27 protein-coding genes are annotated in these 21,841 nt (G+C 46.0%); 20 read left to right on the forward strand and 7 right to left on the reverse strand.

What is annotated here, in order from left to right; translation table 11 throughout:
• The first annotated feature begins 189 nt into the window (after positions 1–189).
• On the forward strand, positions 190–594 hold the full coding sequence (locus EOO49_RS08305; RefSeq protein ID WP_290844564.1) for a hypothetical protein: 405 nt from the start codon (positions 190–192) through the stop codon (positions 592–594).
• Between the two features lie 59 nt (positions 595–653).
• Here EOO49_RS08305 and EOO49_RS08310 read toward each other — a convergent pair whose 3' ends face one another.
• From EOO49_RS08310 to EOO49_RS08335, 6 genes are all read right to left on the reverse strand, one after another.
• Entirely contained in the window at positions 654–1,436 is a 783-nt protein-coding gene (locus EOO49_RS08310) for an enoyl-CoA hydratase-related protein (RefSeq protein WP_290844566.1), read from the reverse strand.
• Between the two features lie 40 nt (positions 1,437–1,476).
• Complete coding sequence (locus tag EOO49_RS08315; protein ID WP_290844619.1) at positions 1,477–2,889, reverse strand: ATP-binding protein; 1,413 nt, start codon at positions 2,887–2,889, stop codon at positions 1,477–1,479.
• A 48-nt stretch (positions 2,890–2,937) separates the two neighbouring features.
• The gene (locus tag EOO49_RS08320; protein ID WP_290844568.1) at positions 2,938–3,483 is read right to left on the reverse strand and encodes a CopD family protein; all 546 of its coding nucleotides are present in this window, start codon (positions 3,481–3,483) and stop codon (positions 2,938–2,940) included.
• A complete protein-coding gene (locus EOO49_RS08325) occupies positions 3,470–4,813 on the reverse strand; it encodes an MATE family efflux transporter (protein WP_290844570.1) in 1,344 nt (447 codons plus the stop codon). The genes EOO49_RS08320 and EOO49_RS08325 overlap by 14 nt, the downstream gene beginning before the upstream one ends.
• On the reverse strand, positions 4,813–5,844 hold the full coding sequence (hemH, locus tag EOO49_RS08330; protein WP_290844571.1) for a ferrochelatase: 1,032 nt from the start codon (positions 5,842–5,844) through the stop codon (positions 4,813–4,815). The genes EOO49_RS08325 and hemH overlap by 1 nt, the downstream gene beginning before the upstream one ends.
• A 168-nt stretch (positions 5,845–6,012) precedes the next feature.
• The gene (locus tag EOO49_RS08335; protein WP_290844573.1) at positions 6,013–6,885 is read right to left on the reverse strand and encodes an AraC family transcriptional regulator; all 873 of its coding nucleotides are present in this window, start codon (positions 6,883–6,885) and stop codon (positions 6,013–6,015) included.
• 226 nt (positions 6,886–7,111) lie between these two features.
• Here EOO49_RS08335 and hemA point away from each other — a divergent pair, with 226 nt between their 5' ends.
• Genes hemA through EOO49_RS08430 form a run of 19 tightly spaced genes read left to right on the forward strand, consistent with a single transcriptional unit; the run spans position 7,112 to position 20,905 of the window.
• On the forward strand, positions 7,112–8,368 hold the full coding sequence (gene hemA, locus EOO49_RS08340) for a glutamyl-tRNA reductase (RefSeq protein WP_290844575.1): 1,257 nt from the start codon (positions 7,112–7,114) through the stop codon (positions 8,366–8,368).
• Positions 8,365–9,282, forward strand: a complete 918-nt coding sequence (gene hemC, locus EOO49_RS08345) for a hydroxymethylbilane synthase (protein ID WP_290844577.1) — start codon at positions 8,365–8,367, stop codon at positions 9,280–9,282. Before hemA ends, hemC begins: the two co-directional genes overlap by 4 nt.
• Entirely contained in the window at positions 9,279–10,001 is a 723-nt protein-coding gene (locus EOO49_RS08350; RefSeq protein ID WP_290844579.1) for a uroporphyrinogen-III synthase, read from the forward strand. Before hemC ends, EOO49_RS08350 begins: the two co-directional genes overlap by 4 nt.
• A 1-nt stretch (position 10,002) precedes the next feature.
• A complete protein-coding gene (locus tag EOO49_RS08355; protein ID WP_290844581.1) occupies positions 10,003–10,545 on the forward strand; it encodes a transposase in 543 nt (180 codons plus the stop codon).
• 48 nt (positions 10,546–10,593) lie between these two features.
• On the forward strand, positions 10,594–11,619 hold the full coding sequence (gene hemE, locus EOO49_RS08360; protein WP_290844582.1) for a uroporphyrinogen decarboxylase: 1,026 nt from the start codon (positions 10,594–10,596) through the stop codon (positions 11,617–11,619).
• A gap of 1 nt (position 11,620) precedes the next feature.
• Positions 11,621–12,040 (forward strand): hypothetical protein, encoded by a 420-nt coding sequence (locus EOO49_RS08365; protein ID WP_290844584.1) that lies wholly within the window; start codon positions 11,621–11,623, stop codon positions 12,038–12,040.
• Between the two features lie 2 nt (positions 12,041–12,042).
• Positions 12,043–12,591: a GNAT family N-acetyltransferase gene (locus EOO49_RS08370; protein ID WP_290844586.1), complete on the forward strand. Its 549-nt coding sequence runs from the start codon at positions 12,043–12,045 to the stop codon at positions 12,589–12,591.
• Positions 12,588–13,490 carry an oxygen-dependent coproporphyrinogen oxidase gene (gene hemF / locus EOO49_RS08375; protein WP_290844588.1) on the forward strand — a complete coding sequence of 301 codons (903 nt, stop codon included), beginning with the start codon at positions 12,588–12,590 and terminating at the stop codon, positions 13,488–13,490. Before EOO49_RS08370 ends, hemF begins: the two co-directional genes overlap by 4 nt.
• Positions 13,487–14,443 carry a DUF4421 family protein gene (locus tag EOO49_RS08380; RefSeq protein ID WP_290844590.1) on the forward strand — a complete coding sequence of 319 codons (957 nt, stop codon included), beginning with the start codon at positions 13,487–13,489 and terminating at the stop codon, positions 14,441–14,443. The genes hemF and EOO49_RS08380 overlap by 4 nt, the downstream gene beginning before the upstream one ends.
• 3 nt (positions 14,444–14,446) lie before the next feature.
• Positions 14,447–15,424, forward strand: coding sequence for a porphobilinogen synthase (hemB, locus tag EOO49_RS08385; RefSeq protein ID WP_290844592.1), 978 nt, complete (start codon positions 14,447–14,449; stop codon positions 15,422–15,424).
• Between the two features lie 22 nt (positions 15,425–15,446).
• Entirely contained in the window at positions 15,447–15,824 is a 378-nt protein-coding gene (locus EOO49_RS08390) for a c-type cytochrome (RefSeq protein WP_290844594.1), read from the forward strand.
• 9 nt (positions 15,825–15,833) lie between these two features.
• Positions 15,834–16,553 carry an MBL fold metallo-hydrolase gene (locus EOO49_RS08395; RefSeq protein WP_290844596.1) on the forward strand — a complete coding sequence of 240 codons (720 nt, stop codon included), beginning with the start codon at positions 15,834–15,836 and terminating at the stop codon, positions 16,551–16,553.
• Positions 16,554–16,613: 60 nt separating this feature from the next.
• A complete protein-coding gene (locus EOO49_RS08400) occupies positions 16,614–16,988 on the forward strand; it encodes a hypothetical protein (protein ID WP_290844598.1) in 375 nt (124 codons plus the stop codon).
• Complete coding sequence (locus tag EOO49_RS08405; protein ID WP_290844600.1) at positions 16,988–17,461, forward strand: methylated-DNA--[protein]-cysteine S-methyltransferase; 474 nt, start codon at positions 16,988–16,990, stop codon at positions 17,459–17,461. Before EOO49_RS08400 ends, EOO49_RS08405 begins: the two co-directional genes overlap by 1 nt.
• A 38-nt stretch (positions 17,462–17,499) precedes the next feature.
• Positions 17,500–17,871 carry a DUF4923 family protein gene (locus EOO49_RS08410; RefSeq protein WP_290844602.1) on the forward strand — a complete coding sequence of 124 codons (372 nt, stop codon included), beginning with the start codon at positions 17,500–17,502 and terminating at the stop codon, positions 17,869–17,871.
• A gap of 1 nt (position 17,872) precedes the next feature.
• Positions 17,873–19,033, forward strand: coding sequence for a serine hydrolase (locus tag EOO49_RS08415; protein ID WP_290844603.1), 1,161 nt, complete (start codon positions 17,873–17,875; stop codon positions 19,031–19,033).
• Between the two features lie 27 nt (positions 19,034–19,060).
• Positions 19,061–19,774, forward strand: a complete 714-nt coding sequence (locus tag EOO49_RS08420; protein ID WP_290844604.1) for a 3'-5' exonuclease — start codon at positions 19,061–19,063, stop codon at positions 19,772–19,774.
• A gap of 51 nt (positions 19,775–19,825) precedes the next feature.
• Entirely contained in the window at positions 19,826–20,191 is a 366-nt protein-coding gene (locus tag EOO49_RS08425) for a hypothetical protein (RefSeq protein ID WP_290844606.1), read from the forward strand.
• A complete protein-coding gene (locus tag EOO49_RS08430; protein WP_290844608.1) occupies positions 20,192–20,905 on the forward strand; it encodes a hypothetical protein in 714 nt (237 codons plus the stop codon).
• Positions 20,906–21,121: 216 nt separating this feature from the next.
• On the opposite strand, the gene EOO49_RS08435 is transcribed toward EOO49_RS08430, so the two are convergent.
• Positions 21,122–21,361 carry a hypothetical protein gene (locus tag EOO49_RS08435; protein WP_290844610.1) on the reverse strand — a complete coding sequence of 80 codons (240 nt, stop codon included), beginning with the start codon at positions 21,359–21,361 and terminating at the stop codon, positions 21,122–21,124.
• Positions 21,362–21,841: the final 480 nt, after the last annotated feature.

Here is a 21,841-nt window from a genome sequence, read left to right on the forward strand (position 1 = left end):
TTGTCACCATAAAATTACGGCTTCTGGCGCGATCTGGAAACAGAACGAGTGTAAGATTCGTGCTGATTATCCTAAAATTTTTAAAACATATAACAAATCTGTTATATAACAATTTTGTTATATATTTGTCATTGTTCGATTCAGGATTGATTATTTTCGAATCACTGCTAATCGGCAAATCGAAAAAAAGTGGAAAAGAAAAAGATCACAATAATCGTAGAGAAAACCGGGACGGGATTTTCTGCTTACGCCAAAGAAATGGCTGGAATCGCGACGGCTGCAGATACGATTTCCGAATTGAAAAGCAACATCAACGAGGTGTTGTTCTATCAAATAGAGTATCTGAACGAAAAGGGCGACAAAGTTTCGATCGATGATTTTGAAATTAATTACGTAGTCGATCTGGAACAATTCTTTGATTATTTTTCGGTCATCAACAAATCGGCTTTTGCAGAAAAATACGCCGGAATCAATCAAAGCTTGTTTAGGCAATACACCAAAAAACTCACGCCATTGTCTGACGATCGATTGATCCAGATATCAAACGGCCTGCACAAATTGGCAGATGAATTGAGCGGAATAAGAGTCGCCTGATCGCATAAAAAAAGCCCATTTGACAGGACTTTTCTATATCGATTTTATTCTTTCCGAACTTATTTCCCCAAAAATTCAGGCTTGCGTTTTTCCAAAAAGGCAGTTGTTCCTTCCTTGAAATCCTCGGTTCCGAAACAATAGCCGAAAGCGCGAATCTCGGTTGTGAATCCGTCTGAATCCTTGTCGAATCCGGCGTTTACCGACTCGATTGCCTTTGCGATCGCGATTGGTGCGTTCTTGACGATTTTCTGCGCCAGATCGTTCGCCAAACCTAGCAATTCGGCTTGAGGAACGACATGGTTCACCAATCCCCAAGTTTTCGCTTCTTCGGCAGTCAACATCGCCGCCGACAAAATCATCTCCATAGCCTTTCCTTTACCGACGAGTTGCGGCAAACGCTGCGTTCCGCCGTAGCCCGGAATCACGCCTAAAGTCACTTCTGGCAAGCCCATTTTGGCGTTGTCGGATGCAATCCTGAAATGACAGGCCATGGCCAACTCGAGTCCGCCTCCAAGCGCGAATCCGTTTACGGCCGCGATCACGGGTTTCGAGAAATTCTCGATGAAGTTGAACAAGATGTCGTGCCCGGTCGCTGCCAATGCCGCGCCTTGTTCGTCGTCGAAATCGGCAAATTCGGATATGTCAGCTCCGGCTACGAACGCTTTTTCGCCGCTTCCCGTTAGGATTACTGCGCGAATTTCGCCGTCTTGCTGCAAATCGGTAAATGCTTCGTTGAGTTCCTTGATCGTCGCTTTGTTGAGTGCGTTCAATTTGGTCGGTCGGTTGATCGTTACCGTTGCGATGCGGTCATTTTTCTCGACCAATATGTTTTCAAATGCCATAAGTAATGTGGATTATCGTTGCTGTTGCTTCTTTCGGATTTTAGTCCGTGATGGGAAGTCGCACCTTGAAAATCGTGCCTTTTCCAGGTTCGGTCTCAAAAGTAATACTTCCCTTATAATTCTCGATGATGTTTTTGATGATGCCCAAACCGAGTCCCATTCCGCTGGTTTTCGTGGTGAATTTTGGCTCGAAAATGTGGGGCGCGTTGTATGGTTCGATTCCGAAACCGTTGTCTTCTACCGAAATCACCACGTCTTGGCCAACTCGCTCCACCTTGACCATAACGTGCTTGGGATCGCGGTGTTCCGGGATCGCCTGGATCGCATTTTTGACGAGATTGGTGATAATCCGGATGAGTTGCGTCCGGTCGACCACCGAAATGATCTCGTCTTCGGAAGATTCGAATCGGATAAAATCCTCGTTGAAAATATCCAAAGCCAATTCGACGACCTGAACCACATTGAGCGTTTCGTTCTGTTGCGCAGGCATCGAGGCAAAATTCGAAAAGGCCGACGCGACAGCGCTCATCGTATCGATCTGCTGGATCAAAGTCTGGCTGTAATCGTTGAGTTTCTGCTTTAGATCAGGATCGTTCGGATCGAACTTGCGCTGGAAACTCTGAACGGTCAAACGCATAGGCGTAAGCGGATTCTTGATCTCGTGAGCAACCTGTTTGGCCATTTCGCGCCACGCTTCCTCTCGTTCGGATTGCGCCAATTTCACCGCCGATTTCTCGAGATCGTCGACCATCGAATTGTAAGCTTTTATCAGGGAATCGATTTCGGCGCTGTTCGCCTTGAGGTAGATGCGCTGGTTTTTTTGCAGGAAACTCGTCTCGTTGATTCGGTCGGAAATCGTCTTTAGCGTTTGGGTGATGTAAGTTGAGAGAAAATAGGCGAGCCCGAATCCTATCACAAGCGTAAAGCCGTAAACCTGGCTCAACCGGATCAGGAAATTGCGGAGTTCGTTCTCGTAATAACTGTCGTCTTCCACATACGGAATGTTCAGGATTCCAAGCGGCTTGAACTTGTCGTCCTTGATGATCGAATAGGAAGAACGGTTTTTTACGCCGTCGATATTGGTAATATTCACGTAGCGTTTCTCGATCGAAGATTGCACGAGTTTCATCACCAAAGGCGGAACCGGAGGCGGAACGCTATCAATCGAAAAAGACGATTTGGACGAAATGAGCAGTTTCCCGCTAAGTCCGTAAATGTTGATTTCAAGGTTGTGGATGTCGCTGAGTTCGTGAATCCGATCTTTGAAAATCAACGGCAGATTTTTTGTCGTAAGCGGATAAGTCGTCGTCGAAAGCACGTAATTGATGTGTTCGGTAATCGCATTTTCCTTGTTGACAAGTCTTTCCTGATGGTATTCCTTGGCCTCGTTCTTGAATTGGATAATAGAAATCGTGGCCAGCAAAACCGATGCGACGACGATCAAAACGATCATCGAAAGAAAAATCCTGATTCGGAGCGATATGCTGAAAAGTCCGGCCATTTACGAGTTGTTTTTGTGTCGGATGCGTTTGTAAAAGCGGAATCCGAGCATGATCAGAATCGAAAAAGCCATGATTCCGACAACGCCGTAAATCCAGTTGAAAGCATTTTTGAGAATCACCAAAAACACGACAGCGAACAAGATGATCGTCGCGCCCTCGTTCCACAAGCGCATGAAATTCGACGAATAGTTCACCTCGTCTCTTTGCAGCTGACCAAAGATTTGCTGACATTTCAGTTGGTACAGAATCAGTAGGAAAACGAATCCCAATTTGACGTGCATCCAAGGTTGGTTCAACCATTCGGGCATCAAATACAAAAGCGAAATCGCGAACAGGATCGCCAGAACGCAAGACGGCCAAGTGATGATATACCAAAGCCGATACGTCATGATTTTGTACTGTTTTTGCAGGATTTCTTTCTCGGGCGATGGTTTCGACGCGGCCTCAATCTGGTAAACGAACAATCTCACAATGTAGAAAAGTCCCGCGAACCAAGTGATCACGAAGATTAAGTGAAGCGATTTGAGGTAGTTATAACTTTCCATCGGGCAATTTTTTCAGGGACGCGAAAAGGAAACTTCCGGTGACCAGAACCGATAAGACATCGGCGATGGGAAACGCGACCCATATTCCAAAAATACCAAAATAATCGGGCAAAATCAGGATAAGCGGAATCAGGAAAAATCCTTGTTTGGTAAGCGTCAGAAGCAAAGATTTGATGGCTTTTCCAGACGATTGGAAGTAAGCCGAACCAATCAGCTGGATCGCAATCACGGGCGAAGCGGCAAAAACCCAGCGCAAAGCATTCGGAGTTTGTTTCAAGACTTTCGGATCATCGATGAAAACCGATACGATTTCCTCGGCAAAGATCAAGATCAAAACATAGATCACCACGGCCAATGTCGAAGCCGAAACCAATGAAATCTTGACGATTTTCTGCACGCGATCGAACTTTTTGGCGCCGAAATTATAACCAGCGATCGGCTGGAAACCTTCGGTAATGCCGTTCACCGGAAAAAGCGCGAACATCAACATCCGACTGATGATCCCATAAACCGCAACCGAAGTGTCGCCTCCAAACGAGAACAATTGATGGTTGAGTAAAATCGACAGAACACTGATCACGCTTTGTCGCGCCAATGGAGTAAAACTTAATCCGCCGATTTCTCCGGCAAGTTTGAAATCAGGGACGAAATGCGAAAAGTTGAGTCTGATTTTACTCTTTTTGACAAAATACCAAACCAGATAAATGAATCCGGCGGCGAACGAAAGCGAAGTGGCGAGTGCGGCTCCGAAAACGCCCATGTCCATAACCTTGATGAAAAGCACGTCGAAAACCAGATTCATCACCGACGGCGCGATCATTCCAACCATCGCGTAACGCGCCCGATCTTCGGCACGCATCACCGAATTTCCCATCGCGCTCAAAGCCTGAAGCGGACCGGCGAACAAAAGTGGATAGAAAAATTCTTTCGCGGGTTTCAGGATTTCACCTTGTGCTCCGAATAATTTCAGCATCCAATCGGCATAAAAGTAGCCGGCGAACATCAAAATCAAAGTCAGTATTGTCGTGAGAAGCATTTGGTGAGCGACCGTTTTTTCTGCTTTCCCGTGATTTTTCGCGCCCAAAGCCCGTGAGAGAACAGAGCTTCCGCCAGCGCCGACCGCAAATCCGATGGAAGCCATCAAAAAAATGATCGGCGTCACGACAGTCAATGCGGCAATCGCGATCGATCCGACCCAACGCCCGACGAGAATCGTGTCGGCGAGCATGTTCACCGTCAAAAACAAAATGCCCACAGAAGCCGGAACCGCTTGTCGCATCAGCAATTTTTTCAAATCGCCCGTCCCGAAATCTTCGGCGGTTTCTTGCATCAGGCGAAAATTTTATCCGATTTTGACCAGTCGTTTATCCAGTTCGCGGCCGTTTGCGACCATTCCTCACCGTCGTTCAAACATGGAATCGCCAGGAAATCCTCGCCTCCGTGCGTCTTGAAATCCTCGTTGGCGCGCATGGCGATTTCCTCCAAGGTTTCGAGACAATCGGCTACGAATGCAGGCGTGACGACTGCCAACTTCTTGATTCCGGCGTTCGGCATTTTGTTGATTTCGACATCGGTGTAAGGCTCGAGCCATTTGTCTCCGGCCAAACGCGATTGGAACGTAAGCGAATATTTATCTGCCGGAATTCCAAGTTGTTCGACAACCAAACGCGTCGTTTCATAACATTGGTGGCGGTAACAGAATTTGTGCGCAGGCGAAGGCGTGACGCAACACTTCGAATCGATCTTGCAATGCGATTTGGTGATATCGGTTTTGCGGATGTGTCTTTCGGGAATTCCGTGATACGAAAACAACAAATGGTCGTATTCGAAATTTTCGAGATTTTTCTTGATGAGGTCAGACAGATTTTTGATGTAATCCGGACGATTGTAGAACGCCGGAACTTCGGTAATCGTCATCGCCGGGAATTTCTTCTTGCGGATTTCCTCGGCCAAAACCTCGATCGTCTTGGTCGAAGCCATCGCATATTGCGGATAAAGCGGAAACAACAAAACGTCGGTCACGCCTTGATCTGCCAATTTCTGCAGGCCCGATTCGATATTCGGTTTTCCGTAACGCATCGAAAGCGCAACGGGAAGTTCGGTCTTGGTCTTCACCTTTTCGTGGAATTTTTTCGAGATCACGATAAGCGGTGATCCGTCTTCTGTCCAAATTTGCGAATACGCGTGAGCCGAAGCTTCGGGACGTTTGCGCAAAATGATGCCGCGAACCAAAAGTGCACGCAGCAAAAAGGGCACGTCGATCACGTATTTGTCCATCAAGAATTCGTCGAGATACGGTTTTACGTCTTTTGGTGTCGGGGATTCGGGCGAGCCGAGGTTTACGAGAAGAACTCCTTTCATATTTCGGGATCTCGACCTGCAAGGTTTCCAAAACCTTGTAGGTCTTATTTAATTATTTGTTTTATAACCTTCAAGATTTTCAAAACCTTGGAGTCTTGTTTACTTACTATTTTGAACGTTGAATTTTAAACCTACAAGGTTTTGGAAACCTTGCAGGTTAATGACCAATCACGCCGAAACATTGATCGACATCAAATATTTCTTCGGAGTCGTCCCGAATTTCTTGCGGAAAGCCGAAATGAAATGGCTCGCGGTAGAATATCCGATTTTGAGTCCGGCCTCGTTCACGTTGTGCGTGCCATCCTCGAGCAACTTTCGCGCGAATTCCATTTTGTAATCGAACAAAAAAGCGTAAACCGAATCTCCGTAAATCTGTTTGAAACCCGTTTTCAGTTTCTTGAGATTGAGTCCGATTTGGTCTGCGAGCTCTTGCAATCCGGGTGGTTCGGCCATATTCGCGATGATAATATCTTTCGCTTTCCTGATTTTCAACACGTTTTCCTCATCGATCAAAAACGGACACTGTTCGGCATCCGGATCTTCGGTTCGGTTGAAATACAAACTCAAAAGTTCGTACGCTTTTCCTCGGTAATAAAGATTCTTGATCGACGGATGCAGGTTGAAATGGAACAATTGGTTCAACACGATTGCCATCGAAGGCGAAATATCGGCTTCGTTGTAGTATTTCTTGTCTTGGTTTCCGGCCGACAAAAACGGGATATGTTCGGCTTCCGAAGAAAACAAAGCGTGAAATTTCTTGATCGAAATAACGACAGAAATTACCCAGGAATTCGGCGCCAATTCGAGATTCAGCGGCAATTCCTTTTGCGGATTGTAAAGCAGCAACGACTTTTCTTCCCTCAAATCAAGCGCATAAGTGCCTTGGTTGAAAATGAACTTGGCTTTTCCTTTCAATCCGTAGTGGAACTGGATCAAACCTTGGGAAACCTGACGTTCCGCGCGATATGTTTCCGATGCATCGTTCTGGAAACGAATCAGGTAAAAATCGTCCTCTATCTTAATGACTTCCTGTGAACCCATAGCGATATTTTTTGATGTGAGAATTTTAGGAAATCGGCAGTTATTTATTTAGAATGATTCTATATAAGAACGTTCCGAAAGCCCGTCAACGCTGCAAATTTAGCACAAAATAACGTTGGACGAACCTTTTGTACCCAAAATCTCGTACAGCGACACAAATAGTCCTTTGAGCGTTATTTTTATCAGAATCACTGAAATACTTTTGTTGCAGATTTTGAGGACAAACATGCATACAACTAACTCGTCGAAGCATCAGACTTTCTATGTCGTAGGATTGAGCTACAAAAAAGCCGATGCCGAGATCAGGGGAAAATTCAGCCTCGACGAAAGTTCGAAGGACAAACTCTTGAGCCAAGCAGCCATGGAAGGCGTCACGGGAATGATTGTCGCTTCGACCTGCAACCGTACCGAGATTTACGGTTTTGCCGAACATCCCTATCAGCTTATCAAATTACTGGTCGACAACAGCCAAGGCAGCGTCGATGAATTCCAGCGCGTGGCTTACGTACACAAAAATGCCGAGGCGATCAACCACATGTTTCGCGTCGGGACAGGTTTGGATTCCCAGATTTTGGGCGATTTCGAAATCATCAGCCAACTCAAGACAGGATTTTCTCACGCGCGAAAGCACAATCTCACAAACGCTTTCCTAGAAAGATTGACCAACGCCGTGATTCAGGCCAGTAAACGAATCAAGAACGAGACCGAGATTTCGTCGGGAGCGACTTCGGTTTCTTTTGCGTCGGTTCAATATATGATGCGAAATGTGTCTGATATCAAAAACAAGAACATTTTGCTTTTCGGAACAGGAAAAATCGGAAGAAATACCTGCGAAAATCTCGTAAAACATACCAAAAACGAACATATCACGCTGATCAACCGCACGAAGGACAAAGCCGAAAAACTCGCGTCCAAACTGCATTTGATAGTAAAAGATTACTCCGAATTGCATTTGGAATTGCAAAAAGCCGACATTTTGGTAGTGGCGACCGGCGCACAAAGGCCAACGATCGACAAAGCGGTTCTGAATCTGAAAAAACCACTTTTGATTCTCGATTTGTCGATTCCGAAAAACGTTTCAGACGACGTCCAGGATTTGCCCGAAGTCACGTTGATTCACATGGATCATTTGTCGCAAATCACCGACGACACTTTGGAAAACCGCAAGAAACACATTCCCGCGGCCGAATTGATCATCGAGGAAATCCGTGCAGAATTCACCGCTTGGACGCACGAGCGAAAGTTCGCCCCGACAATCAATGCGCTCAAGGAAAAACTCAACGAGATCAAGAATTCCGAGCTCGATTTCCAAAGCAGGAAAATCGCCGGATTCAACGAACACCAAGCCGAAATCATCTCGAACCGCATCATCCAGAAGATCACGACACATTTTGCCAACCACTTGAAAGACACCAATACGCCGATGGACGAAAGCATCGAATGGATCGAAAAAGTCTTCAAGATCGAAACTTCGGTAAAATGAACAAAGTCATTAGGATCGGCACGCGCGACAGCCAACTCGCTCTTTGGCAAGCCCATACGGTCGAAAAAAAACTCAACGATCTAGGTGTTGAAACAGAAATCGTCGCGGTAAAAGCTACGGGCGATTTGATTCTCGACAAACCTTTATACGAACTCGGAATCACGGGAATTTTCACCAAAACGCTAGACATGGCGATGATAAACGGGCAGGTCGACATTGCCGTTCACTCGATGAAAGACGTTCCGACGGCGCTTCCGATCGGGATTGTGCAAGCTGCGGTTTTGGAGCGCGCTTCTGAAAAAGACATTCTCGTTTACAAAGGAAATCAGGATTTTTATACTGAAATCGCCACGATCGCATCGGGAAGTTTGCGTCGCCAGGCACAATGGTTGCACAGATATCCGCATCATCAGGTCGTCGATTTGCGTGGGAACGTCAATACGCGTTTGCAGAAATTGGCCGATAACGACTGGAACGGAGCGATTTTCGCCTCGGCAGGTTTGGACAGAATAGGCGTCAAGCCAGACAATCACATCGATTTGGATTGGATGTTGCCCGCTCCGGCTCAAGGCGCGATGGTTATCGTCGCAATGGCAAATGACGATTTTTGCCGCGAAGCCGTTGGGAAATTGAACCATTTTGAAACCGAAATCTGCACGCACATCGAACGCGATTTCCTGAGAACGCTCGAAGGCGGATGCACCGCGCCAATTGGAGCTTTCGCTGAGATTTTCGAAAACGAAATCCGTTTCGAAGGCGCGCTTTTGTCTTTGAACGGACAGGAAAAACTCGCGATCGAGAAAACATCCGAAACGACGCATTACCAGACTTTCGGACGCGATTGTGCGCAAACGATCCTCAAGAACGGAGGCGAAGATTTGATGGCAAGAATCAAATCGGAAATGAAAAAATGAGTCCTTCGATACGAATATTGTCCACCAAAAAACTGAAATCGAACCAGAAACAGTTTTTGCTCAACGCCAAATTTTCATTGGTCGAAGCCGATTTCATCCGCGTGACCGAGTTGCCGTTCCGCTTGACGGAAATTAACCAAAACCTGATCGTGACGAGCCAGAATTCCGCGAAAGCGTTGGCTGCGCATCCCGAAATTCAGGACATTCGCCGAAATCCCGTATTTTGCGTGGGCTCGAAAACCGCCGATTTGCTTGATGAATTGGGTTTCACGGTTCAGGAATCGGCAGACAACGCGCAAGAACTCGCAAACCTCATCGTCAAAGAATATCCGACCGAAAGTTTTACGTTCTTTTCGGGAAATATCCGCAGGAACGAATTGCCGATGGCGCTAATGGAAGCCGATGTCGAAATGAACGAGATCGAAGTCTACGAAACCGAATTGACGCCGGTCGAGATCAAGTCTGAAATCAACGGGATCCTGTTTTTCAGTCCTAGCGCCGTGAAAAGTTTTGTGTCGAAACACGAACTTGCGAATCAGGTCTGTTTTTGTATCGGACAGACGACGGCTGCGGAAATACAAAGGGTCACTGGTTCGAATCCAGTTACTACAATTATAGCAAATCAACCCACAATAGAAAGTACAATCGCGAAGTGTGTTAACTATTACGCGAACCTGCAAGGTTTCCAAAACCTTGTGGGTTTAGATAAGAAGCCGTAAAATGAATTTAGAAGTTTTACAGAAAGACAAGTATTACCACTTATTTAACCGAGGAATCAACCGGACGGATATCTTCGCTAATGATGAGAACAAGAGCTATTTTTTAAAACTTTTCAAGAAGTATCTTTCATACAAATGTGAAGTATTTGCATACTGTCTTATGAATACTCACTTTCATTTTGCGGTAAAAATTATTGACGAATCAGATCGTGTTACGCAAGCGCTCTCGAATTTTTTTAACGCTTATGCCAAAGCGTTTAATAAATACACAAATCGTTCGGGATCGCTTTTTGAAAAACATTTCAAACGATTAGAGCTTACATCGGAAGATTATTTAAGAAATTTAATTGTCTACATTCATCGAAATCCTACAAATCATTTGGGAATAGAGATTAGTGACTTTTTATTTGCCTCATATACAGAATACTTGAGACTGAAGTCCGATGTAGTCAACATAAATGGCGGATTGGCGTTATTTGAAAATCTAGATAACTTCAAATTTGTCCATCAACAAAACAACGAGTATAAAGAATTTACAGACTAATTTACAAACCTACAAGGTTTTGAAAACCTTGCAGGTTGACCTTCTATTATGATCAAAAACGACCTTTTCCTAAAAGCCCTGAACAACGAACCCGTACAACGCCCGCCCGTTTGGATGATGCGTCAAGCCGGACGTTACCTGCCCGAATTTCGTGCCTTGCGCGACAAATATGATTTCTTCACGCGTTGCCAGACGCCGGAATTGGCCGCCGAAATCACCGTACAACCAATAAGAATCGTGAAACCTGACGCCGCGATCTTGTTCAGCGACATTCTCGTCGTGCCGCAAGCCATGGGAATCGAGGTTTTGATGAAGGAAAGCGTCGGGCCATTTTTGCCGAATCCGATCCGTTCTGCCAAAGATGTCGAGCAAGTGATCGTTCCCGATGTCAATGAAACTTTGGGTTACGTTTTCGACGCGATCAAATTGACCAAGGAAATGCTGAATGACGAAGTGCCGCTAATAGGATTCGCGGGCTCGCCTTGGACGATTTTCTGTTATGCGGTCGAAGGAAAAGGCTCGAAAAGTTTCGACACGGCCAAAGGTTTCTGCTTCTCGCAACCCGAAGCCGCTCACGCCTTGTTGCAAAAAATCACCGATACGACGATCGCTTATCTCAAGCAAAAAGTCAAGTCCGGAGTAAACGCCGTGCAAGTTTTCGATTCGTGGGGCGGAATGCTTTCACCGGTCGATTATCAGGAATTTTCGTGGCAATACATCAACCAGATCGTCGAGGCTTTGGCTTCGGAAACAAAAGTGATCGTGTTCGGGAAAGGCTGTTGGTTCGCGTTGAACGACATGGCAAAATCGAAAGCTTCGGCACTTGGTGTCGATTGGACTTGTTCGGCGAGAAACGCTCGTTACCTGTCTGGTGGAAGAATCACTTTGCAGGGAAATTTCGATCCGTCGCGTTTGATGTCGCCAATTCCGACAATCAAGAAAATGGTGCACCAAATGATCGACGAATTCGGAAAAGACAACTATATCGTAAATCTCGGACATGGGATTTTGCCGCATATTCCGGTAGATCACGCCAAAGCGTTCATCGACGCCGTGAAAGAATACGGACAATAAAATGAAAGCCGCAATCCTATTTTTCGCGTTGCTTTTATTGGTCGGATGCAACTCCAGCGAACAAGCCTTGATCGGGCAATGGAAAGAATCCGAACAGCGCTTTGGCGGAAACAAAGGCGAGAAACTTTCGGTGGAAAAGATCGCCAACGGAAAAGTTTACACGTTCAAAGACGAAAACAAATTGGAGCTTTTGGCCGATGGAGAAAAATATGTCGGCGTGTACGAATTGGTGAAAAACGGACAAGACGAGATATTGCACACGATTACGTCGGATACAAAATCCAATCGCGTTTTCGACCAATATTTCCGCATCAAAATAGCCGATAGCGCCACTGTCAAGAAACTTTCGTTCATCCCGGTTCATCCCGAAAACGAACTCATGTACAGCTTCGGACGCGAAAATATCTACATCAAAAAATAGCCATGAAATTAACGTTCGACAACTGGAAAATCGAAAGGTTGCAAAACATTTTGCCCGAGGAATTTTTCGCTTTGATCGAACGCAACGTCAACCACATTCGAAAAACGTTTCCCAAAACGCTCTACAATTGTCTCGACCTCGACAAAACGATACAGTTTTTGGGCGAAAACATCGACAAGGAAGAAAACGGAGGCGGTTATCATTTCTACGTCCGGAATCTTGAAACGAGCAAACTCATCGGTTACGTCAGCATCAAAAATGTCGACCGAAACATCATGAAATGCGAGTTGGCGTATTTTGTCGATCGCGATTTCGAGGGAAAAGGCGTGATTTCGAAAGCGGTTTCCGAAGTGATGAAATTCAGTTTTTTAGAGCTTCGGATGAACAAGATTTTCATCTGCACATCACTCGAGAACCTTGGCAGTCAAAGAATCGCGACCAAACACGGATTCGTCGAGGAAGGCATTTTGCGCCAGGAATTCAAAAGCGCCGACGGCATTTTGGAAGACATAAAATATTTCGGACTGCTCAAACACGATTATAAGCCATGAAAGACAAATTTTTCGGATACATACAAAATCTCCAGGATCAAATCACGGCCAAACTCGAGCACATCGACGGCGTGGCCAAATTCCGGGAAGACAATTGGAAACGTCCCGAAGGCGGCGGCGGACGCACGCGAATCCTTGAAAACGGACAGGTTTTTGAAAAAGGCGGTGTGAACATTTCGGCCGTACACGGAAAACTTCCGGAGTCGATGCAAAAGATGTTCAACGTGGGCGAAGTCGATTTTTTCGCCTGCGGATTAAGTCTCGTGATGCATCCAAAAAGCCCGATGGTTCCTACCGTTCACGCGAATTGGCGTTATTTTGAGATGTACGATTCCGATGGAAATGTGATCGATTCGTGGTTTGGCGGCGGACAGGATTTGACGCCGTATTATCTGTTCGACGAAGATGCGATCCACTTTCACCAAACGTGCAAAAACGCCTGTGAAAAACACGATCCCGAATTTTATCAGAAGTACAAGAAACAGTGCGACGATTATTTCTGGAACGCGCATAGACACGAGGCTCGCGGCATTGGCGGACTGTTTTTCGACTATCTGAAAACTACCGAAAACCGCTCGATGCAGGATTGGTTTGATTTCGTATCAGACGTTGGAAACAGTTTTCTTGAATCTTATGTTCCGATTGTTGAAAAGCGCAAGGACTTGCCGTATGACGAAAACCATCGGAATTGGCAGGAAATCCGCCGCGGACGCTATGTCGAGTTCAATCTCGTCCACGACAAAGGCACGCTTTTCGGCCTCAAAACCAACGGTCGCATCGAATCGATCCTGATGAGTTTGCCGCCTCACGTGCAATGGGTTTACGACCATCATCCAAATGCCGGAAGCCAAGAGGAAAAACTCGTGAATGTTCTCCAAAATCCAAAAGACTGGATATGAAAAGCTGGTTCCCGATCGTGGCGATTTTTTCGGCTCCTTGCTTTGCGCAACAGGATTCGATCGCGCCTTATTTTCGGGAATTCGAGGACAAGATTTCCACGCAACTTTTTGTGTTGAACAAGTCGAACGATTTTGTCATTTCGTCTGAAAATGAAGATGTTGAGGTGAATATCGTCCCAAACAACAAAACGACTTTGAACGTTGGTTTTCAATACGATATCGTGGCGTTCAGCTTCGGTTTTGCGCCGAAGTTTTTTGCCGACAACCGCGACAACAAAGGTTCGAGAATGACCTCTTTCGGACTGGAATTCTTTCCTGGCCGATGGATGCAACGCCTCGAATACCACAACCAAAAAGGCATGAGTTTGGAGCCCGAAGGCACATCGGTAAAACTGTATTACAAAAATCTCGAGTCGACGCGAATTGGCGGAAGCACTGATTTTTTCTTCAACCGAAAATTCTCCTATCGCGCCATCGCGTTGCAAAACGTGCAACAACTGCGAAGCGCGGGCAGTTTTTCGGCCGGACTGAATTACCATTATTCTTCGCTCGACGGCAACAACGAACCCGGAATCGAAGGCGGAATCAAGTTTTACGACATCGCTTTCACGCCCGCTTACCATTACAATTGGGTAATCGGAAAACACATCAATCTCGTCGGCGGGCTCTCGATAGGCGCGGGAATCAATTTCACCAACGACGAAGGCGACGAGACGACCTCGGCGCTTTATACCTCGAGTTTGCTGCTTGCGCCGGGTTACAATTCCGAAAATTGGTTTTTCGGGGCGAACCTTCGTGCAAGTTATTCTGACAGGCAAGTCAACAGCGGCGTGACCGTTGGCGATTCGATGGTTTATGCCACGGTTTTTGTCGGATATCGATTCGACGCTCCCGAAATTCTGGTCGAAAGGACCAAACAAATCAAAAGTAAATTCCAAAAAGTAAAGCAATAAGATATGTATCCGATTCACAGAAACAGACGACTTCGCACCAACGATTCCATTCGGTCTTTAGTTCGCGAGACGATTTTGACGACGAATGATTTCATGTTTCCGATGTTCATCTGCGAAGGCACGAACACGCAAATCGAAATCCCGTCAATGCCCGGAATTTTTCGACGTTCGCTCGATTTGACCGTGAAAGAAGTCCAGGAATTGTGGCAACTCGGAATCAAGGCCGTAAATTTGTACGTGAAAGTTTCGGACAATCTAAAAGACAACACAGGAAAAGAAGCCTGGAACAAGGACGGACTTATGCAGGAAGCGATTCGCGCAATAAAAGGCGCGGTTCCCGATATGATCGTGATGCCGGATGTCGCGCTCGATCCTTACTCAATTTACGGACACGATGGAATCGTCGAAAACGGACAAATCCTCAACGACGCAACAGTAGAAGCCTTGGTAAAAATGAGCATTTCCCACGCCGAAGCCGGAGCTGATTTCGTAGCGCCAAGCGATATGATGGACGGACGCGTCGCGGCGATTCGCAAAGGTCTCGAAGAAAACAATTTCCACAACGTTGGCATAATGAGTTACGCGGCCAAATACGCTTCGGCTCATTACGGACCGTTTCGCGACGCACTCGATTCGGCTCCAGGTTTTGGAGACAAAAAGACGTATCAAATGGATTTCTGCAATCGCACCGAAGCCATAAAAGAAGCGCTTCAGGACGTAGAAGAAGGCGCGGACATCGTCATGGTAAAACCCGGAATCGCGTATCTCGACATCGTGCGCGAAGTTCGCAATGCGGTCCACGTTCCGGTTGCGGTTTACAACGTTTCGGGCGAATATGCGATGGTGAAAGCCGCGGCCGAGAAAGGCTGGATCGACCACGACAAGGTGATGATCGAGCAATTGACGTCGATCAAACGCGCCGGAGCAGACATCATTTCGACCTATTTTGCTAAAGAAGCCGCGATTTTACTCAACAAATAATCCCAAAGAACTTCTCGTTCAAATGAAAAAACATCTTTTCCTTTTCGGACTTTTGGCCTTCATCTCCTGCGGAATAAAAGAAGCGCCGGCCGAAGAAACTTTCGAATACGAAGAAAACCTCAAGCCGGAAGCGCTCGGACAGAAGATCTTCGAATCCAAAGGCAATTGCTATTCGTGCCATCGTCCGGACCAAAAAATAATCGGGCCTTCGCTCGAGGAAATCGCATCGGTCTACAAGAAAAAGAACGGCGATATCGTGAAATTCCTCAAGGAAGAAGCCGAACCGATTGTCGATCCGGCGAATTACACGGCGATGAAAGTCAATTTCGCGATCACCAAACGCATGTCAGGCGAAGAACTCAAAGCGCTTGAAGCCTACATTTTGACTCACGCCAAATAAGTTTCCGGAATGCAGATTTTTGTGCTAAAAGAAGGCGATTTTTCGGTCAGCAAGAACAAGGAGTTCTACGGAATCGACGATTTTCCGGGCGGATTGCGAATGGCCGTACAAGCTTTTTTGGTCGTCACGACTCAAGACGTGATCTTGCTCGACGCAGGTTTCGGACTTTCTTCAGAAGATGGAAAACCCAAAATCCTGAGCTTGCTCGAGAACCACGATTTCGCTGCCGAACAAGTGACCAAAATCCTGATTTCGCACTTCCACAAAGATCACGTGAACGGTTTGGGACGTTTCGAAAGCGGCAATTTCATTGGCAACTTTCCAAATGCGAAAATCTATTTCCAACAGCGCGAACTCGATTGGGCTTTTGCGCAACAAGACAATCCGTCGTTCGATTTCGGGATTTTGGATGCGATTTCAAAACTTCCGAATTTAGTTGATCTGGATTCGGACGAAGGTCAGATCGGAAACCAGATCACATTTGCCGTCTCGGGCGGACACACGTCGTTTCATCAGGAATTCTGGATCCGCGAAAGCGAGGAAACGATTTTTTATGGAGCCGACAATCTTCCGCAAAAATCTTACATCGACTTCCACATCGCCTACAAAAGCGACCACGATGGCAAAAAGGCGTCCGAATTGCGCCAAATCTGGAAAAAACAAGCAGAAGCCGAACACTGGAAAATCCTGCTTTTCCACGACATGCAAATCCCGATTCTCGAATTTTAGGAATTGTCGCGCAACGCCGCCGCTTTGGTTTTTTTGTATCTTTATGAAAATCATTTTGTCATGAGGATCGTCCTGTTTTCCATCGGATTCGCTTTGTCGGCAACTTTCGCGTCGGCACAAGAAAAAATCCAACCCAAGTCCACATTCATCGCGCCCGAACTCACTTTTTCGAGAGAATTGTTTCCGACTCAAAAAGACAGCATTTCGTTTCTTTCGCTTGCGCCCGCAAATTTGAAATCGACGCTTTTGGTAAACTCAGCCGACAATAAACTTCCGGCGAATTACGATTGGCAAAAAGACGTGAACCGATCGAACGCCATAAAACGAAGCGCGGTTCGGCAATACACGTCAGATCCGCTTGGAAGATCGCCTTTGCCCGACGCTTCAAGAGACGTGATGGAGCGAAGTCTGATTCGCGACATGAAAACGAATTGATGGAAACAGCTTTCGTAAAAACGCCTGTTGGAATTGCCAGAATCGAAGGCGATCAAGACGGGATTTCGGCTATTTCGATCTTGGACGATTCGGTGGAAACATCGGCTAAAATTCCCAAAAATCTCAGGAAAGCTGTCGTTGAACTTTCGGAATATTTCGATGGAAAACGCAGCGAATTCACTTTCGCGATCAATCCGAAAGGCACCGAATTCCAAAAATCGGTTTGGGTCGAACTACTCAAGATCCCTTTCGGAAAAACCACAAGTTATCTCGATTTGTCCAAGAAATTGGGTGATGTGAAAGCCATTCGCGCTGTCGCATCGGCCAACGGGAAAAACCCGCTTTGGATTGTCGTGCCTTGCCATCGCGTAATAGGCTCAAACGGATCGCTAACGGGTTACGCCGGCGGACTTTGGCGCAAGAAATGGCTGCTCGAGCACGAAACGCCTCCAACACAACAAAGTCTTTTCTGAAAATAAAACCATTTATTAAACCAACAAATAACCACCAAATGAAAAAAGTTGCACTTGTATTTTTTATGTTTTTTGCCGTATCGGCTTTTGCTCAAACCGAGAAACAAATCTTAGGGAAATGGGCGTTCCAAAGTTTGGCAGACACGCCAGATCTCGACGAGGAATCCAAAAAAATGGCTGGAGACATTTTCAAGGACATGTCGTTCGACTTCACTGCCGACAAAAAAGTCACTTTCTCGATGATGGGAAAATCCGAAACCGGCACTTACACTTACGACGCCGCCCAAAAGACAATCGCGATGACGTCGGCCAAAGGGAAAGTGATCAATCTTCCTATCACGGCGTATTCCGAAAAAGAAATGACGATCAATTTTCAGGGAAAAGCTTCGATGGTACTGAAACGTTCGTAATATGCTCAAATTTCTAAAACGTTTTCTGATCGTAGTGACACTAATGGTTGCCGTGGCTTGCGGCGCGTTGATCTTGAGCGGAAACGCGTATATAATCAGAGGCGTTTGGGTCACTTATCTGCACGGACACCAAACGGCTTATCTCGACGATTACAGCCATTTCGACAATCGCGTCATTGCGAAAGGCCAGCATCCGCAGCCTTGGAAAATCGCCCAAGATTACAATTCGGTCAAGGCTACAGATCGCTTGGAGCGCGTACACAAGCAAATTGGGACGGTCGCCTTTATGATCATCAAGAACGACAGCATTTGGTATGAAAGTTATTATGACGGCTACTCGAAAGACTCGAAATCGAACTCGTTTTCAATGTCCAAATCAATCGTCACGGCCGCGCTCGGAAAAGCGATAATGGACGGAAAAATCGAAGGTCTCGACACAAAAGTCGGGAAGTTTTTTCCTGAATATTCGCAAGGTTTAGCCGAAAAACTTACGGTTGGCGACTTGGCTTCGATGGCGTCCGGACTCGATTGGGACGAGAAATATTACAGTCCGTTTTCACAGACGACACAATTGTATTTCGACAACGATCTGGCGACATTCACGACAAATCTCAAGGTAAAATACGAACCCGGACAAAGCTTTCAATATTCGAGCGGAAGCACACAATTGCTCGCGATGTGCATCGAAAAAGCGACAGGTCAGGATTTGGCGACTTATGTGTCGGAAAAATTCTGGAAACCGATGGGAGCCGAAAATGACGCCTTGTGGCAAACCGACCACAAAGACGGACTCGTGAAAGCGTATTGTTGCATCGCTTCGGATGCCCGTGATTTTGCGCGCTTCGGAAAACTTTTCAAACAGAACGGAACGTGGAATGGCACACAAATTCTCGATAGCACTTTCGTCAAAACCTGCACCAAACCGCGTTTCGTCGAAACATTGCATTACGGTTACGGTTGGTGGCTCGCCGATTTCAACGAAAAGGAAATCTTCTACATGCGCGGACATTTGGGCCAATACGTGATCGTCGTGCCCGAAGACGATTTGATTATCGTGCGCCTCGGACATCGCGGCAACGTAAATGACCCGGGCGAGTATCACAGCAACGATTTTTATGTATATTTGGAAGACACTTACAAAATGCTTTCCCAGAGAAAGTGATATACGCCAATTTAAATTTTACACGCCATGATCCAAAAAATTCCACTGGAGAACATCCTGTTTCTCGACATCGAAACCGTTCCTTTTGAGCAACATTTCAACAGCCTCGACGACGAGATGAAGTTGTTGTGGGAGCAAAAAACCCAATACCAAAGACGGGACGAATACACGCCCGAAGCTTTTTACGAACGAGCCGGAATTTGGGCCGAATTCGGGAAAATCATCACAATTTCGGTTGGATATTTCGTGCTCAAAAGCGATATCCGAAACTTCCGCGTCACTTCTTTTTTTGGCGAGGAAAAACAGATTTTGCTCGATTTCTCGAATCTGCTCAACAACCATTTCTCTCGCGCGCAACACATTTTATGCGGACACAACGCCAAGGAATTCGACATTCCGTTCATTGCGAGACGCATGATCATCAACGAAATCCAATTGCCCGAAAAACTCAATCTATTTGGCAAAAAACCTTGGGAAGTGCCGCATTTGGACACGCTTGAGTTGTGGAAATTCGGAGATTACAAACACTTTACTTCGTTGAAACTGCTCACGAAGATTTTGGGAATTCCATCTCCGAAGGGCGACATCGACGGAAGCCAGGTTGCGCAAGTTTTCTACGTCGACCAAGACATCGACCGCATCATCACTTACTGCGAAAAAGACGTGATCGCGACAGCTCAGGTTTTCCTGAAAATGAGACGGGACGAACTTTTGGTCGAAGACGAGATTTTGCACGTCTAAATCAGTTCCAATAACAACCGAACTTTGCTAAATTTGGCCAAAAACCGACCAATGCAAAGCGACGAAACCATGTACGTGATTCCCGAAAGGTATCGCAAAATCGAGAATCTGCACATCGTTTTCTGGCTTGTCAAAGACTTGTGCTGGGTGATGTTGTGGAAACCGCTTGGCGTTATCATGATCATACCGACAATCGGAGCCGCGGCTTTGATCACTTGGCAAACGCGCCATATCAAGAGCGAATTGCTGCACAACGTCGCGGTATTTTTCTGGATTTTGGCCAATGCCTATTGGATGCTGACCGAGTTTTTCTCGAAAGACGACAGTTTGCGTTATTACGCCGTCATTCCATTTTCAATCGGGATCATTTCGATACTTTATTATTACGCCGGACTTAAATTCGCAATCAGGAAATAAATGAAAACCTACAAAATCACGCCTCAAGGACTGGACGAAATCAAAAGACAAATGCTCAAAAAAGGCCTGCCGATATTGGTCGTTGCAGCAATCGTGGGAATTTCGATAAGTGCCTTGAATGCAAATAATTCCGATTCCGATGTCAATGTTTTGCCATTCGTGATCCCAATTTTGGCTTTGTTTCTAGGATTTTCGATTTATCGTACGGTAAAAAAGCAAGCTGAGATTTTCCAAAGCTACGAACTCACGATAGACGAATTCGCGATTTCACGTGCGCAAATGAATCTTCCCACGGCAGAAATCCCGACGGTGAAAATCGATTCCATAAAGCGCGTAAGTACAGGAAGTCTGATCGTTTCCGGCAACGGATTCCAGATTCTCGTGCCAAAACAGCTACAAGATTTTGCCGAAATCGAATCGAAACTGGCAAGCTTCAATCCAATCACAGAATTCTCGAACAGCAGATTCAAAAAACTCATCCCGATTTTACCGTTCGCCTTTATCGCGCTGATGTTGGTGACGACCATCATCGAGAATGCGATAATTTCGCTCATTTTGGGAACGCTTCTTCTTGCAGGTTTGGGCTATTCGGCGATTTCGGTTTTGCGGAATAAAAACGTCGACGCCCGCGCCAAACGTGCGATGTGGTTTGTTCCGATTGTCATGCTTGCGATTGTTATGAATATTGTTTTGAAGTTTTTTGATGGTGTTTAGGGAGCTTTTTCCGGCTACCTGGCACTAGCTTTTTTGCAAAAACCGGTTTTTCTAGGGTTTAAAACGAGCTTCCTGCGGTCGCTGTTTTAAATCAAGAAAAATTCGGTTTTTTCTGCAAAAGGCTAGTTGCCGTCATCCGGGCTAGGATTGTCGTGAGACGATTTTTTTTTCTTTTTATTTTAGTTCTGTGTTCACGGAAATTATCTCACTCGACACCTAAATAAATAAGCTTCGCTTATTTTGCTTCTTTTCGGCAGCTGCGCTGCCGCAGGCTTTGATTTTCTTTCGTCGCCTGTCCGGCGGAGAGTTCTTTTGTCTGGCAACAAAAGAACCAAAAATGCCTAGCGGCAGATCGTTTGTGGCGACCTGACAGCCTTGAAAATTCGGAAATGAAAAAAACTCGCGGAGCCTTTTTGGGTGCGAAAACCTCTTTGGGTCGCTCACACAGTTTTTCATTTCTGCGAATTTTCAACTGTCGCAAGCCGCATTTTCCTAAGACCTAACAAATCTCCGAGATTTGTTAGGTCTGGCTGAAGTTCAGGGAAAAATCCGGGAGTTCATTACAGATTTTCTGTAGAAAATGTTAAGGTTTTTGATCCTAATGGTTGTTTCGGGCAAAACGTAAAACCCAAAAATCTCGGTCAACGCCAACCGATTGTTTCCGTCAAAGACACGCCTGTTTTTTTGCTACGGAGCCGTTTTTAGCGCAGCGAAGCAAGCTAAAAAGCAAATAGACACTTCCGATTAGTCCGCGGCCTAAGCACAAAACGCGGGCACCTGACGTCTTGAAATTTGGGAAAAAAGAGGCGTCAACGGTACAGCGCATTGTTCGCCTCTTTTCCAAATTCCAAGGCTGTCAGGTCGCGTTTTTGGTTCGAGCCGCAAGGCCTTTTTGCTACTTTTGCGGCCAGGCAAAAGTAGTCCCGCGGAAGGCGA

This window comes from Flavobacterium sp. (assembly GCF_004295795.1).
Lineage (GTDB): Bacteria > Bacteroidota > Bacteroidia > Flavobacteriales > Flavobacteriaceae > Flavobacterium.

Coding starts and splice junctions, on each gene's coding strand:
- EOO49_RS08350 (WP_290844579.1), top strand. CDS start 9,279: ATGAGTCCTTCGATACGAATATTGTCCACCAAAAAACTGAAATCGAAC.
- EOO49_RS08390 (WP_290844594.1), top strand. CDS start 15,447: ATGAAAAAACATCTTTTCCTTTTCGGACTTTTGGCCTTCATCTCCTGC.
- EOO49_RS08325 (WP_290844570.1), bottom strand. CDS start 4,813: ATGCAAGAAACCGCCGAAGATTTCGGGACGGGCGATTTGAAAAAATTG.
- hemH (WP_290844571.1), bottom strand. CDS start 5,844: ATGAAAGGAGTTCTTCTCGTAAACCTCGGCTCGCCCGAATCCCCGACA.
- EOO49_RS08410 (WP_290844602.1), top strand. CDS start 17,500: ATGAAAAAAGTTGCACTTGTATTTTTTATGTTTTTTGCCGTATCGGCT.
- EOO49_RS08380 (WP_290844590.1), top strand. CDS start 13,487: ATGAAAAGCTGGTTCCCGATCGTGGCGATTTTTTCGGCTCCTTGCTTT.
- EOO49_RS08405 (WP_290844600.1), top strand. CDS start 16,988: ATGGAAACAGCTTTCGTAAAAACGCCTGTTGGAATTGCCAGAATCGAA.
- EOO49_RS08430 (WP_290844608.1), top strand. CDS start 20,192: ATGAAAACCTACAAAATCACGCCTCAAGGACTGGACGAAATCAAAAGA.
- EOO49_RS08400 (WP_290844598.1), top strand. CDS start 16,614: ATGAGGATCGTCCTGTTTTCCATCGGATTCGCTTTGTCGGCAACTTTC.
- EOO49_RS08420 (WP_290844604.1), top strand. CDS start 19,061: ATGATCCAAAAAATTCCACTGGAGAACATCCTGTTTCTCGACATCGAA.
- hemA (WP_290844575.1), top strand. CDS start 7,112: ATGCATACAACTAACTCGTCGAAGCATCAGACTTTCTATGTCGTAGGA.
- EOO49_RS08415 (WP_290844603.1), top strand. CDS start 17,873: ATGCTCAAATTTCTAAAACGTTTTCTGATCGTAGTGACACTAATGGTT.
- hemE (WP_290844582.1), top strand. CDS start 10,594: ATGATCAAAAACGACCTTTTCCTAAAAGCCCTGAACAACGAACCCGTA.
- EOO49_RS08425 (WP_290844606.1), top strand. CDS start 19,826: ATGCAAAGCGACGAAACCATGTACGTGATTCCCGAAAGGTATCGCAAA.
- EOO49_RS08365 (WP_290844584.1), top strand. CDS start 11,621: ATGAAAGCCGCAATCCTATTTTTCGCGTTGCTTTTATTGGTCGGATGC.
- EOO49_RS08395 (WP_290844596.1), top strand. CDS start 15,834: ATGCAGATTTTTGTGCTAAAAGAAGGCGATTTTTCGGTCAGCAAGAAC.
- EOO49_RS08315 (WP_290844619.1), bottom strand. CDS start 2,889: ATGATCGTTTTGATCGTCGTCGCATCGGTTTTGCTGGCCACGATTTCT.
- hemC (WP_290844577.1), top strand. CDS start 8,365: ATGAACAAAGTCATTAGGATCGGCACGCGCGACAGCCAACTCGCTCTT.
- EOO49_RS08320 (WP_290844568.1), bottom strand. CDS start 3,483: ATGGAAAGTTATAACTACCTCAAATCGCTTCACTTAATCTTCGTGATC.
- EOO49_RS08435 (WP_290844610.1), bottom strand. CDS start 21,361: ATGAAAAACTGTGTGAGCGACCCAAAGAGGTTTTCGCACCCAAAAAGG.
- hemB (WP_290844592.1), top strand. CDS start 14,447: ATGTATCCGATTCACAGAAACAGACGACTTCGCACCAACGATTCCATT.
- EOO49_RS08370 (WP_290844586.1), top strand. CDS start 12,043: ATGAAATTAACGTTCGACAACTGGAAAATCGAAAGGTTGCAAAACATT.
- EOO49_RS08310 (WP_290844566.1), bottom strand. CDS start 1,436: ATGGCATTTGAAAACATATTGGTCGAGAAAAATGACCGCATCGCAACG.
- hemF (WP_290844588.1), top strand. CDS start 12,588: ATGAAAGACAAATTTTTCGGATACATACAAAATCTCCAGGATCAAATC.
- EOO49_RS08355 (WP_290844581.1), top strand. CDS start 10,003: ATGAATTTAGAAGTTTTACAGAAAGACAAGTATTACCACTTATTTAAC.
- EOO49_RS08335 (WP_290844573.1), bottom strand. CDS start 6,885: ATGGGTTCACAGGAAGTCATTAAGATAGAGGACGATTTTTACCTGATT.